Raw genomic sequence first — 13292 nt, forward strand, 5'->3', positions numbered from 1 at the left:
CTCTCCGTGCGGTCCGGCCGTACGTCCGGACCGCCGCGGTCAGATCACCGTGCCGCTCGGCGACGAGCCGGCGGAGCCGGTGCCCGCCGGTGCGCTGCCGGCCGACGTGCGCGGCGCACCGGTCCCCACCGGGCCGCTCGCGGAGTCGGAGGTGTCCGGGCTCGACGACGAACTGGCCGGCGGTGGCGTGGAGGGCGAAGAGCTCGTCGGCTTCGAGGAGGACACGGGGGCCGAAGGGGTCGACGGCTTCGGGGACGAGGACGGCCTGTGCGTGGGCGACTTCGACGGCGACGCGGACGGCGACTTCGAGGGCTTGGCCGTGCCGGTGCGCGTCGGGCTCGGCTCACCGGACGGCCGGCGGCTCGCGGTGGCCGAGGGCGTCGGATCGTCCGAGGTGCCGTACGTGCCGTCGGCGCCCGGGTCGGTGGGTGTGGCCACGGCGCCGGGAGAGGAGTCGTCGCCCTTCTTCGGCGTGTCCGCGCCCAGGCTGTCGTCCTGGGCGTCCTGGGTGACCGACGGGTTGACGCCGACCTTCTCCGAGGGGGTCTCGTCGTCGTGCTGCGAGGTCACGCCGAGGGCCACCACCGTCCCGAGGACGGCGACGAGGAGCGCGCCCGCGCCCGCGGCCACCAGGTTGCGCCTGGCGCCGGTGACCAGGCGCCCCGCGACGCCCTTCGTCCCGGCCTCGGGAATGCCGGAGCTGCCCGGATGGGCGAGCACCGTGACGGTGTCGCCCGAGGGGTCGCTCCGGGAGAAGAGGGCCGGTACGCCGCCGGGAGGCGACGCCGACTCCTCGCGGCGCGCGTCGGGCACCTCCTCGCCCGCCGGGGTGTGCCCGCCGGTGAGTTGCAGGGTCCCGGAGCGGTCGGTGACCAGCGCGAGGGCGCGGCGGCCGACGGTGGTGCCGCGCTTGTCGGCGAGCTCGCCGCGCATGGCGACGGCGGCCTCCAGCTCGGCGCGGGCCCGGTCCAACTGGTGCCCGCAGAGCGCGAGGACGCCCAACTCGTGGTGGAAGTAGGCCTGTTCGCCGATGTCGCCGGCCAGCTCGGAGGCCTCGACGCCGAGGCGCAGGACGCGCTCCCAGGCGCTCCAGTGCAGCCCGGAGGCGAAGGCGGGCGCGGCCGTGCGGGCGAGCCGGACGGAGACGGCGTCCTCGTCCTCCTCGTCCAGCGGGGCGGTGGTGACCGGGACGAGCACGTCCAGGGCGGCGAGCACCGCGTCGGCCTCGGCGCAGACCCGCTCCGGGGTGACCGAGGGGTGTCCGGCCCACCAGGTGTAGTGCCGGGCGGCGGCGAGCGCGCTCTCCTGGAGGGTGTCCGCGTATCCGGAGGCCTCCAGCTGGGCCCGCACCCCGGCGGCGAGCCGGTAGCGGGAGCCGACCGGGGAGACGAGCGCGGAGCCCGCGAGCTCGGCGAGCGCGGCGTCGGCGTGGGTGTCGCCCACGAGCGCGGGCAGATGGGCCTGGTGGGGCACCTCGCCGCCGAGCGCGACGGCGAAGCGCAGGGTGGCGCGCGCCGACTCGCTCAGCCGGGAGGCGAGCAGCGCGGCGGGCGCGGCGCCCTCGGCGAGGGAGGGCAGCGGCAGGTCGGCGCCGTCGCCGGTCGCGAAGGACACGTCGGCGGGGGCCTCCTGGAAGACCCCGTAGTCGTCGAACGCCTCCTCGCCGGCCTGCCGCCGGTCGCGCTGCCTCAGCAGCGCTCCGGCCTGTATGAAGCGCAGGGGCAGTCCCTCGGACTCGAACCAGAGGTCGCCCGCCCAGTTCGCCTCGTCCTCGCTCAGGACGCGTCCGACGGCGCGCTCCAGCAGTTCGAGACCACCGCTGCGGTCGAGGCCGCCGAGGACGACCTCCTCGAGCTCGGCACCGGCGGACGGGGCCGGCACGTCGGGGGTGGCGGCTATCACGAAGGCGCACTCGGGGGTGGCGTCGAGCAGCACGTCGAGGTCGCCGCCGCCGATCTCCGCGTCGTCGAGGACGACGACCGCTCCGATCTCGCGGACGAGCCGGAGCAGTTCGTCGTGGTCCGGGCGGTACAGGGGGGCTTCGTAGACGGCGGCGAAGAGGTCGTGCAGCACGTCGCTCGCGGTGCGCCCGTAGCCGGAGAGGCGGACGACGCCGTCGGGCGCGAGGTCCGCGCAGTCCTCGGCGACGGCGTCCAGCAGGACGGTGCGGCCCGATCCGGAGGGGCCGGTGAGGCGTACCGAGTGCCCGCGCGCGAGGAGGCGTACGAGCCGCTCACGCTCCTCGTGGCGTTCGAGGAGCGGCACCCGGGGCAGCGCCGGGCCGGGCGGGGCGGGCGGACGGGCCGCCCGGTCCAGTTCGGCACGGGCGGCGGCGTCGTGCTTGACGGGCGGCTGCGGCCGCTCGTGCGGCGGGCAGTTCTCGATCTCGCTGCCGTCGACGGGGTTGACGGTGAGCGCGAATTCGCCGGTGACGAGCCTGACCGTGCGGACGGGCGCGGGTTTGTGCTGTCCGAGGTCGGCCGCGAGCGGGTCTCGCGGCGGGCGCGGGCGGGACACCTGGCCGTCGTCCTCGTGGCCGTACTCCTCGGGTCCCCGGTTGATCGGGTCCATGTTCCAAGCCCCCCAAAAGCGTCGTGTGCCGATGCCCTCCCGGCCTGGCTGCACAGCGCTTGGTCGCTTCTGGTCCGGTGCCCGCTCGTAGGGTTTCGATCGGCGGGCAGCCGAACCCTAAACCTTCGCACAGTATCCATGAACAGGCGGGGTACCACGCCGTCCGAACCGTCACGGCTTCATGAGGATTGTGCACGTGGCACGCCCGGTGCGCCCGATCGGGACGCGTGCGCGGTCGCGCGTGCGGAGCGTCGGGGAACGCTCAGGTCACACCCGGGGCAGGGACTCGACCCCGATGCCGCCCTCGATCGCCAGGATCCGGTGCAGCCGGGTGGCCACCAGCAGGCGCTGCATCTGCGCCGGCACGCCGCGCAGCACGAGCCGCCGGCCGCACCTCCCGGCGCGTCGGTGGGCCCCCATGATGACGCCGAGCCCGGTGGCGTCCCAGGAGTCCAGCTCCGACAGGTCCAGCACCAGGTCGCCGGCTCCGTCGTCGACGGCCGAGTGCAGGACTGTACGGGCGTCCGCCGCGCTGCGTACGTCGAGGCGGCCCCCGACGACCAGTTCGGCGTGGTCGCCCCTGATGTACATATGCGCTCCCCGAGAATGCGTCTCGTAACTCCGCGTGTGTCTGTTTCCGCGTCTTCGCGTCTGCATGTTGTGCATGGTCTGACTGCCTGAGAGCCGCGGAGGTTGCCGTCTGTAAGCGAACCGATACCGAATTCACCTCATGGAGTGACATCCGGAGGTGCGCACGGTGTCCGTGGCACATGCGGCGGCCGGGGTCCCGGCCGCCGCATGATCGTTCAGTGCTTGTAGAAGCCCTGCCCGCTCTTGCGCCCGATGTCACCGGCGTCAACCATCCGGCGCATCAGCTCCGGCGGGGCGAACTTCTCGTCCTGGGTCTCGGTGTAGATGTTGCCGGTGGCGTGCAGCAGGATGTCGACGCCCGTGAGGTCGGCGGTCGCCAGCGGGCCCATGGCGTGGCCGAAGCCCAGCCGGCAGGCGAGGTCGATGTCCTCGGCGGTGGCCACGCCCGACTCGTACAGCTTCGTCGCCTCGACGACGAGGGCCGAGATGAGGCGGGTGGTGACGAAGCCGGCGACGTCGCGGTTGACGACGATGCAGGTCTTGCCGACGGACTCGCTGAACTCCCGCGCGGTGGCGAGCGTTTCGTCGCTGGTCTTGTAGCCGCGGACCAGCTCGACGAGCTGCATCATCGGCACCGGCGAGAAGAAGTGCACGCCGACGACCCGCTCCGGGCGCTCCGTGGCCGCCGCGATCTTGGTGATCGGGATCGCGGAGGTGTTGGAGGCCAGCACGGTGTCGGGGCGGACGATCTTGTCCAGCGCCTGGAAGATCTCGTGCTTGACCTCGAGCTTCTCGAAGACCGCCTCGACGACGATGTCCGCGTCGGCGGCGGCGTCCAGGTCGGTGGTCGCCGTGATGCGCGCGAGGGCGGCTTCCGCGTCGGCGGCCTCCAGCTTGCCCTTGCTCACGAACTTGTCGTACGAGGCCTTGATGCCGTCGAGGCCGCGGTTCAGCGCCTCGTCGGTGACATCGCGCAGGACGACGTCCCAGCCCGCCTGCGCGGAGACCTGGGCGATACCGGACCCCATCAGTCCGGCCCCGATGACGGCGAGCTTCCCAGCCACTCAGACTCCCTTAACACGCTGCTTGTGTATGCCTCTTCGGCGGAGAGTAGCGTTCGGAAGGGGGCGCGAAACCCGTAAGTAACGCGTGTCACGGTCTCAGGGGGTGAGACACCCGTCACGTCCGGTCCACGGCGTCACCGGCCCGGGTCATCCGTCCGCCCGTACGGCGTAACCGAGGACCTTCGGGCTCAGCAGCTCCTCCACGTCGTCGAGGAGCACGAGGACCTCGCGCGACACCTCGGCCGGGGCGCGGCCCGCCCCCATCTCGCGGCCGATGACCGTCGTGACGGTCTGGTACACCCAGTTGATCTGGCCGGCGACGAGGCCGGGCAGCGGGTCGCCGGGCGGTGCGCCGGTCTCCTCGCGGAGGGCTTCCTCCAGGCTCCCGAGGGTCTCCTGTCCGATCGCCCAGAGCCGCGAGCGGAGCGCGGGGGCCTCGTCGACGACCCGCATGAAACGGGCGACGCCCGGCGCCAGGCCGATCCGGGGGGAGACCGCCTCCACCTCCTCGCGCAGCTCGCGCAGGACGGCGGCGGCGGCCGACTCGCCCTTCGCGCGGCCGCGCACCCAGCGGGCGAGGCGGTCGACCAGGCCCGCGGAGCGGTCGAGGAAGAGGTCCTCCTTGGCCGGGAAGTAGTTTTGAAGTGCTCTCCCGGCTGAAGCCGGGAGATTCCTGCTTACCTTGCGGCAGCGGGCTTGACGCGCTTCGCGCGCCTGACGACTGCCCTCCCGGCAGCCGGGACGAGCGCGAGGCCCATCCGGTACAGGTGCAGGATGTTCCGGGCCGCGTTGTGGTCGGCGTTGCCCGACCAGCCGCAGTCCGGGTTCCTGCACACGAACACGGCCTGGCTCTCCCGACTGCCGGGCGTGATCAAGCCGCATGCGGAGCAACGCCGGGATGTGTTCGGGGACGGGACCTTGTGCAGAGTGCCGCCGAACCGGACGGCCTTGTACGTCAGTATGGTGACCGTACGACCCCACGCTTCCCCGCTGATGGAGCGGTTCAGCCCGGACTTCTGGGCAACGTTCATTCCCGGTTTCTCGACGGTGCCCTTGGCGGACTTGACCATGTTCGTGATGATGAGTGCTTCGACCACGACGGTGCCGTACTGCTTGGCGATGACAGTGGTCGTACGGTGCTGCCAGTCCAGGGCCCGACGCTTGGCTTTCGCGCGAAGTCCCGCGATCTGGTCATAGGTACGGTGCAGCCGGCGACTGGTGCGCTCGCCGGGCTTGCGGTGCTGCTTACGCTGCGCGGCGCGCTGCTCCAGGTGCAGGAGCCTGGTTTTCTCCTTGGCGGTCAGCCACTCTCCGTGCTCGTAGGTTTCACCGTCGGAGAGGGCGATGGGCACGTTGATCCCGACATCGATGCCGACTTCGGGGCCTGTATGGGGTTCGGGCTTGATCTCAAGGGTCTGGACGCGGAAGGCGATGTGCCATCCGAGAGCGTCTTTGACCAGCCGGGCCCCGGTGATCCGGTTCTCCGCACCTGCGCGCTTGCCTACCGGCAGGTCTTTGGTCCAGCGGAAACGGACCCGGCCCACCTTGGGAATATTGGCCATACCCCAGCGTCGGTGCACGCGGACGATGTTCAGATCACGGCCCTGCGGGACGTCTACCGACATCACCGACCGCAACCGGCCCTTGAAGTTCGGTGCGTCTGCCCGCCCGTCCCAGCAGTTCTTCCAAGCCTGGAAGTACGCCTTCAGCACCGCTTGCGCGGCCTGGGCGGGAAGCACTGCGAGGAAGTCGATGTCCTGACGGGCTTGCCGGATCGCGGCGTCCGCGTTCGCGAGCGTCCGCTTCTCCTTCGGCATCATCTGCCACCACGCGTGCAGACAGTTCCACATCGTTCGGGCGGCATGCGCCTGGCCGTCAGCCTTCAGCACCTCGGCAGACGACAGCGCAAGCCGGGCACGGTGCCCGAACCGTCGCTTCACCAGTCCACAATCACTCACAGTGGTCACGCTACTACATTTGGCTCATGTCGCCGCGCTGGAATCCAAATCCCGACGTACGCACCGGTCGTCACGTCATTCACAACCTGCACGTCCACTTGGTTTTCGTCACGAAGTACCGGCGGGAAGCACTCACCGACGCCATGCTGACCCGCACCGAAGAGATCATGCGGGAGGTCTGCGCCGACTTCGAGGCCGAGCTGGAACAGTTCGACGGCGAGCAGGACCACGTCCACCTGCTCGTGCATTACCCGCCCAAGGTCCAGCTCTCCAAACTGGTCAACTCCCTCAAGGGCGTCAGCTCGCGCAGACTCCGCCAGGAGTACGACACACATGTCCGCCGGCACCTGTGGGGCGGACGCTTCTGGTCCGGCTCCTACTTCGCCGGATCATGCGGCGGCGCACCGCTCACCGTCGTCCGCCAGTACATCGAGAACCAGCAGCGGCCCACCTGACCGTCACCGCCCAGGGGTCCTTCGCCTTCGCCGCAATCGCCGTGACGGTGGGCACACGGGCGTTCCGGCGGGCCGGGGCGTAATTAGGCTGGTCCCATGGTCAATCTGACGCGCATCTACACCAGGACCGGCGACCAGGGCACCACCGCCCTCGGGGACATGAGCAGGGTCGCCAAGACCGATCTGCGGATCTCGGCGTACGCCGACGCCAACGAGGCGAACGCGGTGATCGGGACGGCGATCGCGCTGGGCGGTCTGGAGGACGAGGTCGTCCAGGTCCTCACCCGCGTCCAGAACGACCTGTTCGACGTGGGCGCGGACCTGTCGACGCCGGTGGTCGAGGACCCGAAGTTCCCGCCGCTGCGGGTCGAGCAGTTCTACGTCGACAGGCTGGAGGCGGACTGCGACCTGTTCAACGAACGGCTGGAGAAACTCCGCTCGTTCATCCTGCCCGGCGGCACCGCGGGCGCCGCGCTCCTGCACCAGGCGTGCACGGTCGTGCGCCGGGCCGAGCGCTCGACCTGGGCGGCGCTGGAGGTCCACGGCGAGGCGATGAACCCGCTCACCGCCACCTACCTCAACCGGCTCTCGGACCTCCTGTTCATCCTGGCGCGCACGGCGAACAAGGACACCGGCGACGTGCTGTGGGTCCCGGGCGGGGAGCGCTGAGCGCTCCCCGGCCACACCCATCACATCCGCAGCACCCGCCACACTCACAGCACACGCCACACCCACAGTACCTGTCACATCCGCCGCACCCACAGCATCCACCGAACCGGACGAAGGGCGTCCGCGCCGGGCCCGAAGGTCACTTCGGGCCCGGCGCCGCGGGCGCCCTTCGGCGTTCCCGCCCGGGTTCCGGCCGATCATGAACGGGGAGGCGAAGGCCCACGTCAGCCGCCCGCCCGCCCGTCAGGACCAAGCGCGAAGGGGCCAATGTGTCGCCCGCTCAACGGAGTTGAGGCTCCATCACGAGAGCGAAACAGTGGTCCAGACCTATTGACCTGTGGTCCAGACCTTCCTATTCTCGCGGCACCGTGGGTGTGAAGGCTCAGTCACGCCCCCCTCCCCCGACTCTCCCCGAGGAGGCGCTGCATGCGCTTCAGACAACGAGCGACGGCCGGGCTCGCGACCCTGCTGCTCCCCCTGGCCGGCCTGGTCGGTCTCGCGAGTCCCGCTCACGCGGCCGACAGCGCCACCGCCACGTACGCCAAGACCCAGGACTGGGGCACGGGCTTCGAAGGCAAGTGGACCGTCAAGAACACCGGTACCACCGCGATCAGTTCGTGGACGATCCAGTGGGACTTCCCCTCGGGGACCTCCGTCACCTCGGCCTGGGACGCGGACGTCACCAACTCCGGCAACCACTGGACGGCCAAGAACAAGTCCTGGAACGGCACGCTCGCCGCGGGCGCCTCCGTCTCCTTCGGCTTCAACGGGTCGGGCTCCGGCTCTCCGTCCAACTGCACCCTGAACGGCGGCAGTTGTGACGGCGGGACCACCGTCCCCGGCGACAGCGCGCCCTCCGCGCCGGGCACCCCCACCGCCTCCTCGGTCACCGACACCTCGGTGAAGCTCTCCTGGAGCGCGGCCACCGACGACAAGGGCGTCAAGAACTACGACGTCCTGCGCGGCGGCACCAAGGTCGCGACCGTGACGACGACCTCGTACACGGACACCGGTCTGACCGCCGGCACCGACTACTCGTACACCGTCCAGGCCCGTGACACCGCCGACCAGACCGGTCCGGTCAGCGGCTCGGTCGCCGTCCACACCACCGGCGGCACCACCGACCCGCCGCCCAGCGGCAAGAACGTCAAGCTCGGCTACTTCACCGAGTGGGGCATCTACGGCCGCAACTACAACGTCAAGAACCTGGTGACGTCGGGCTCGGCCGCCAAGATCACGCACATCAACTACGCCTTCGGCAACGTCACCAACGGCCAGTGCGCGATCGGCGACTCGTACGCCGACTACGACAAGGCCTTCACCGCCGACCAGTCGGTCAGCGGCGTCGCCGACACCTGGGACCAGCCGCTGCGCGGCAACTTCAACCAGCTCCGTGAGCTGAAGGCCAAGTACCCGAACATCAAGGTGCTGTGGTCCTTCGGCGGCTGGACCTGGTCCGGCGGCTTCGCCCAGGCGGCCGCCAACCCGACCGCCTTCGCCAACTCCTGCTACAACCTGGTCGAGGACCCGCGCTGGGCCGACGTCTTCGACGGCATCGACATCGACTGGGAGTACCCGAACGCCTGCGGTCTGTCCTGTGACAGCAGCGGTGCGGCGGCCTACAAGAACCTGATGCAGGCCCTGCGCGCCAAGTTCGGCTCGAACAACCTGGTCACCGCGGCCACCACGGCGGACGGCACCTCCGGCGGCAAGATCGACGCCGCCGACTACGCGGGCGCCTCGCAGTACGTCGACTGGTACAACGTGATGTCGTACGACTTCTTCGGAGCGTTCAACGCGCAGGGCCCGACCGCCCCGCACTCCCCGCTCACCTCGTACAGCGGCATCCCGACGCCGGGCTTCACCACGGCCGACGCGATCGCCAAGTTCAAGTCGAAGGGCGTGCCCGCGAGCAAACTGCTCATCGGCATCGGCTTCTACGGCCGCGGCTGGACCGGTGTCACCCAGTCCGCGCCCGGCGGCACGGCGACCGGCCCCGCCGCCGGCACGTACGAGCAGGGCATCGAGGACTACAAGGTCCTCAAGACGTCCTGCCCCTCCACGGGCCTCGTCGCCGGCACGGCGTACGCCTACTGCGGCAACAACTGGTGGTCGTACGACACCCCGGCCACCATCGGGACGAAGATGTCGTGGGCCAAGAGCCAGGGCCTGGGCGGCGCCTTCTTCTGGGAGTTCAGCGGCGACACCAGCAACGGTGAACTCGTCAGCGCCATCAACAGCGGCCTGAGCTGATCACCGGCCCGGCCTGAACCCCGATCCACCGCGCACCACGAGCCGCGGGCAGACCTCCGGGTCTGCCCGCGGTTCGCCGTTCCGGGGCCGGTACCCAGGGCGGGTGCCCACGGCCAGGTGTCCCGGGGCCGGTGTCCGGGACCGAGTGTCCGGGGCCCGGACACGGGTCCTCGTCGGCGGAGTCCTGAAGGCAGAGAAAAGGCCCGTCCGGCGTTCGAAGCCGACGGGCCCGGGGGGCGATGCGGATGTCTCAGGCGACGTTCACCCTCTGGCCGGGCGGGGCCGCCTCCAGCCAGGCGAGGAACCCGGTGAGCGCGTCCTCGCTCATCGCCAGTTCGAGGCGCGTCCCGCGGTGGAGACAGGCGAGGATGATCGCGTCGGAGAGCAGCGCGAGCTCCTCCTCGCCCTCGGCCGCGCGACGGCCGGCCACCTCGATCGCCGAGCGTTCGAGGAGACGGCGCGGGCGGGGGGCGTACGAGAAGACGCGGTACCACTCGACCCGGTCGCCGTTGTAGCGGGCCACACCGTAGCTCCAGCCCTTGCCGCTGGGGTCACCCTTCTCGGGGACGTCCCAGCGCAGGCTACAGTCGAACGTTCCGCCGGAACGCTGGATGAGCCGGCGGCGGAGGCCGAAGACGAACAGCCCCACCACCACGAGCGCCACTACCACTCCGCACACAGTCAGAGCGAGGACCATCGACACCGACCTCCTCGTCTCCTAGGTAACGGAAAAGAAAAAACATCCGGATTTGCCTCAGCCGCGGCCAGGGCCGGAGTGATCCGGTCCCAGCCGCGGCTGAGTCAAAGCCTTGCACAGTGCTCCCCCGGCGCCTGTGGAGCCGGGGTCGCACCGATGGTCAGCGGTTCGCCACCGCACGCAGACGGACGTCCGCGCGACGCTCGGCGGACGCGTCGGCGTCCGACTTCGCGCGCTCGAGCGCCCGCTCCGCACGCTGGACGTCGATCTCGTCCGACAGCTCGGCGATCTCGGCCAGCAGCGACAGCTTGTTGTCGGCGAACGAGATGAAACCGCCGTGCACCGCGGCGACGACCGTTCCACCATCACTCGTACGAATGGTCACCGGGCCCGACTCCAGCACACCGAGAAGCGGCTGGTGACCGGGCATGACGCCGATGTCGCCGGACGTGGTACGCGCGACGACCAGGGTGGCCTCGCCGGACCAGACACTGCGGTCCGCGGCGACGAGCTCGACGTGCAGCTCAGCAGCCAAGGTGGGCTCCTCGGGTCACCACCCGGCGTTGCTGCCGGGTGTTGGGTCAAAGTCTAGTAGGCGTACGGAGGGGGAAGGACCGCACCCCGGAAGGTGTGGTCCCGCCCCCTCACTTCAGAACCGAGGTTCAGGAGACGCCGAGCTCCTTGGCGTTGGCCTTGAGGTCCTCGATGCCACCGCAGAGGAAGAACGCCTGCTCCGGGAAGTGGTCGTACTCACCGTCGATGATCGCGTTGAAGGCCGCGATCGACTCGTCCAGCGGGACGTCCGAACCGTCGACGCCGGTGAACTGCTTGGCGACGTGGGTGTTCTGGGACAGGAAGCGCTCCACGCGACGGGCACGGTGGACGGTGAGCTTGTCCTCCTCGCCCAGCTCGTCGATACCGAGGATCGCGATGATGTCCTGAAGGTCCTTGTACTTCTGGAGGACCGACTTGACGCGCATCGCGGCCGCGTAGTGGTCCGCCGCGATGTAGCGGGGGTCCAGGATGCGGGACGTGGAGTCCAGCGGGTCCACGGCCGGGTAGATGCCCTTCTCGGAGATCGGACGGGAGAGAACCGTCGTCGCGTCGAGGTGGGCGAACGTGGTGGCCGGGGCCGGGTCGGTCAGGTCGTCCGCGGGGACGTAGATCGCCTGCATCGAGGTGATCGAGTGACCACGGGTCGAGGTGATGCGCTCCTGGAGGAGACCCATCTCGTCGGCCAGGTTCGGCTGGTAACCCACCGCGGAGGGCATGCGGCCGAGCAGGGTCGAGACCTCGGAACCGGCCTGCGTGAAGCGGAAGATGTTGTCGATGAAGAACAGCACGTCCTGCTTCTGCACATCGCGGAAGTACTCCGCCATGGTCAGACCCGCGAGGGCCACGCGCAGACGGGTGCCCGGGGGCTCGTCCATCTGGCCGAAGACGAGGGCGGTCTTGTCGATGACGCCCGAGTCCGCCATCTCCTCGATGAGGTCGTTGCCCTCACGCGTGCGCTCGCCGACACCGGCGAACACGGAGACACCGTCGTGGTTGTTGGCGACGCGGTAGATCATCTCCTGGATGAGCACCGTCTTGCCGACGCCGGCACCACCGAACAGACCGATCTTTCCACCCTTGACGTACGGGGTGAGAAGGTCGATGACCTTGACGCCGGTCTCGAACATCTCGGTCTTCGACTCGAGCTCGTCGAAGCGCGGGGCCTTGCGGTGGATGGACCAGCGCTCGCCCGAGTACTTCTCGTCCGAGTTCAGCACCTCACCGAGGGTGTTGAACACCTTGCCCTTGGTGAAGTCACCGACGGGGACGCTGATGCCCGTGCCGGTGTCGGTCACCACGGCCTGGCGGACCAGACCGTCGGTGGGCTGCATGGAGATCGTGCGGACCAGGCCGTCACCCAGGTGCTGGGCGACTTCCAGGGTCAGCGTCTTCTTCTCGCCGGCGTTGGCCGGGTCGGCCACCTCGACGTGAAGGGCGTTGTAGATGTCCGGCATCGCGTCGACGGGGAACTCCACGTCGACGACCGGGCCGATGACCCGGGCGACGCGGCCCGTGGCAACGGCCGTCTCAGAAGTCGTCGTCATTACTTGTCACTCCCCGCGGTCGCGTCGGCAAGGGCTGCGGAGCCACCGACGATCTCGCTGATTTCCTGGGTGATTTCGGCCTGGCGGGCCGCATTGGCAAGTCGGGAGAGCGTGGTGATCAGGTCTCCCGCGTTGTCGGTGGCCGACTTCATCGCGCGGCGCGTGGCGGCGTGCTTGGAGGCAGCCGACTGGAGCAGCGCGTTGTAGATACGGCTCTCGACGTAGCGCGGCAGAAGGGCGTCAAGGACGTCCTCCGCCGACGGCTCGAACTCGTACAGCGGAAGGATCTCGCCCTTGGGCGTCTCCTCCGCGACCTCTTCGAGGCGAAGCGGCAGCAGTCGGCTGTCGATGGCCGTCTGCGTCATCATCGAGACGAACTCGGTGTAGACGATGTGGAGTTCATCCACGCCGCCCTCGGCCGTGTCCTTCTCGATGGCCTCGATCAGCGGACCCGCGACCTTCTTCGCGTCCGCGTAGGTGGGCTCGTCGGTGAAGCCCGACCACGACTCCACGACCTTGCGCTCGCGGAAGTTGTAGTGGGCCAGACCGCGGCGGCCGACGATGTACGTGTCGACCTCCTTGCCCTCGGCCTCGAGACGGGCGGTCAGCTGCTCCGCCGCCTTGATGGCGCTGGAGTTGAAGGCGCCGGCCAGTCCGCGGTCGCTCGTGAGGAGCAGCACCGCGGAACGGGTCGCCGTCTCCGCCTCCGTGGTCAGCGGGTGCTTGGTGTTCGAACCGGTGCCGACCGCCGTGACCGCGCGGGTGAGCTCGGTCGCGTAGGGCGTGGAGGCCGCCACCTTGCGCTGCGCCTTGACGACGCGCGAGGCGGCGATCATCTCCATCGCCTTGGTGATCTTCTTGGTCGCGGTGACGGATCGGATGCGACGCTTGTAGACCCGGAGCTGGGCTCCCATGAGTCAGGTCCCTTCCTTACG

11 protein-coding genes and 1 pseudogene are annotated in these 13292 nt (G+C 69.8%); 3 read left to right on the plus strand and 9 right to left on the minus strand.

Going from position 1 to position 13292, the window contains the following annotated elements; all coding sequences use genetic code 11:
- Positions 1–39: 39 nt before the first annotated feature.
- The 5 genes and pseudogenes from CW362_RS20485 to CW362_RS20505 form a co-directional block, all read right to left on the minus strand.
- Positions 40–2571, minus strand: a complete 2532-nt coding sequence (locus CW362_RS20485; RefSeq protein WP_103550955.1) for an ATP-binding protein — start codon at positions 2569–2571, stop codon at positions 40–42.
- A 267-nt stretch (positions 2572–2838) separates the two neighbouring features.
- Positions 2839–3162: an STAS domain-containing protein gene (locus CW362_RS20490; RefSeq protein WP_037624916.1), complete on the minus strand. Its 324-nt coding sequence runs from the start codon at positions 3160–3162 to the stop codon at positions 2839–2841.
- A gap of 215 nt (positions 3163–3377) precedes the next feature.
- A complete protein-coding gene (locus CW362_RS20495; RefSeq protein ID WP_103550956.1) occupies positions 3378–4226 on the minus strand; it encodes a 3-hydroxyacyl-CoA dehydrogenase family protein in 849 nt (282 codons plus the stop codon).
- A gap of 147 nt (positions 4227–4373) precedes the next feature.
- Positions 4374–4865 (minus strand): annotated as a pseudogene (locus CW362_RS20500) (TetR/AcrR family transcriptional regulator); the annotation flags it as partial.
- A 38-nt stretch (positions 4866–4903) separates the two neighbouring features.
- Positions 4904–6184, minus strand: coding sequence for an RNA-guided endonuclease InsQ/TnpB family protein (locus CW362_RS20505; protein WP_103550957.1), 1281 nt, complete (start codon positions 6182–6184; stop codon positions 4904–4906).
- Between the two features lie 26 nt (positions 6185–6210).
- Between CW362_RS20505 and tnpA the strand changes: the two genes are divergently transcribed.
- From tnpA to CW362_RS20520, 3 genes are all read left to right on the plus strand, one after another.
- On the plus strand, positions 6211–6639 hold the full coding sequence (tnpA, locus tag CW362_RS20510) for an IS200/IS605 family transposase (RefSeq protein ID WP_103550958.1): 429 nt from the start codon (positions 6211–6213) through the stop codon (positions 6637–6639).
- 96 nt (positions 6640–6735) lie between these two features.
- On the plus strand, positions 6736–7308 hold the full coding sequence (locus CW362_RS20515) for a cob(I)yrinic acid a,c-diamide adenosyltransferase (protein WP_103550959.1): 573 nt from the start codon (positions 6736–6738) through the stop codon (positions 7306–7308).
- A 426-nt stretch (positions 7309–7734) separates the two neighbouring features.
- A complete protein-coding gene (locus tag CW362_RS20520) occupies positions 7735–9561 on the plus strand; it encodes a glycoside hydrolase family 18 chitinase (RefSeq protein WP_103550960.1) in 1827 nt (608 codons plus the stop codon).
- A 250-nt stretch (positions 9562–9811) separates the two neighbouring features.
- On the opposite strand, the gene CW362_RS20525 is transcribed toward CW362_RS20520, so the two are convergent.
- From CW362_RS20525 to CW362_RS20540, 4 genes are all read right to left on the minus strand, one after another.
- Positions 9812–10258 (minus strand): DUF2550 domain-containing protein, encoded by a 447-nt coding sequence (locus CW362_RS20525; RefSeq protein WP_037624930.1) that lies wholly within the window; start codon positions 10256–10258, stop codon positions 9812–9814.
- Between the two features lie 160 nt (positions 10259–10418).
- A complete protein-coding gene (locus CW362_RS20530) occupies positions 10419–10793 on the minus strand; it encodes a F0F1 ATP synthase subunit epsilon (protein WP_103550961.1) in 375 nt (124 codons plus the stop codon).
- Positions 10794–10920: 127 nt separating this feature from the next.
- On the minus strand, positions 10921–12357 hold the full coding sequence (gene atpD / locus CW362_RS20535) for a F0F1 ATP synthase subunit beta (RefSeq protein ID WP_103550962.1): 1437 nt from the start codon (positions 12355–12357) through the stop codon (positions 10921–10923).
- Complete coding sequence (locus CW362_RS20540; RefSeq protein ID WP_103550963.1) at positions 12357–13271, minus strand: F0F1 ATP synthase subunit gamma; 915 nt, start codon at positions 13269–13271, stop codon at positions 12357–12359. Before CW362_RS20540 ends, atpD begins: the two co-directional genes overlap by 1 nt.
- Between the last annotated feature and the right edge of the window lie 21 nt (positions 13272–13292).

The sequence above is a fragment of the Streptomyces populi genome (assembly GCF_002911015.1).
Lineage (GTDB): Bacteria > Actinomycetota > Actinomycetes > Streptomycetales > Streptomycetaceae > Streptomyces > Streptomyces populi.

What these genes read in the sequence shown, in the direction of transcription:
- atpD (WP_103550962.1), bottom strand. Translation starts at nt 12,357, where the DNA reads ATGACGACGACTTCTGAGACGGCCGTTGCCACGGGCCGCGTCGCCCGG.
- CW362_RS20515 (WP_103550959.1), top strand. Translation starts at nt 6,736, where the DNA reads ATGGTCAATCTGACGCGCATCTACACCAGGACCGGCGACCAGGGCACC.
- CW362_RS20525 (WP_037624930.1), bottom strand. Translation starts at nt 10,258, where the DNA reads ATGGTCCTCGCTCTGACTGTGTGCGGAGTGGTAGTGGCGCTCGTGGTG.
- CW362_RS20520 (WP_103550960.1), top strand. Translation starts at nt 7,735, where the DNA reads ATGCGCTTCAGACAACGAGCGACGGCCGGGCTCGCGACCCTGCTGCTC.
- CW362_RS20490 (WP_037624916.1), bottom strand. Translation starts at nt 3,162, where the DNA reads ATGTACATCAGGGGCGACCACGCCGAACTGGTCGTCGGGGGCCGCCTC.
- CW362_RS20540 (WP_103550963.1), bottom strand. Translation starts at nt 13,271, where the DNA reads ATGGGAGCCCAGCTCCGGGTCTACAAGCGTCGCATCCGATCCGTCACC.
- tnpA (WP_103550958.1), top strand. Translation starts at nt 6,211, where the DNA reads ATGTCGCCGCGCTGGAATCCAAATCCCGACGTACGCACCGGTCGTCAC.
- CW362_RS20485 (WP_103550955.1), bottom strand. Translation starts at nt 2,571, where the DNA reads ATGGACCCGATCAACCGGGGACCCGAGGAGTACGGCCACGAGGACGAC.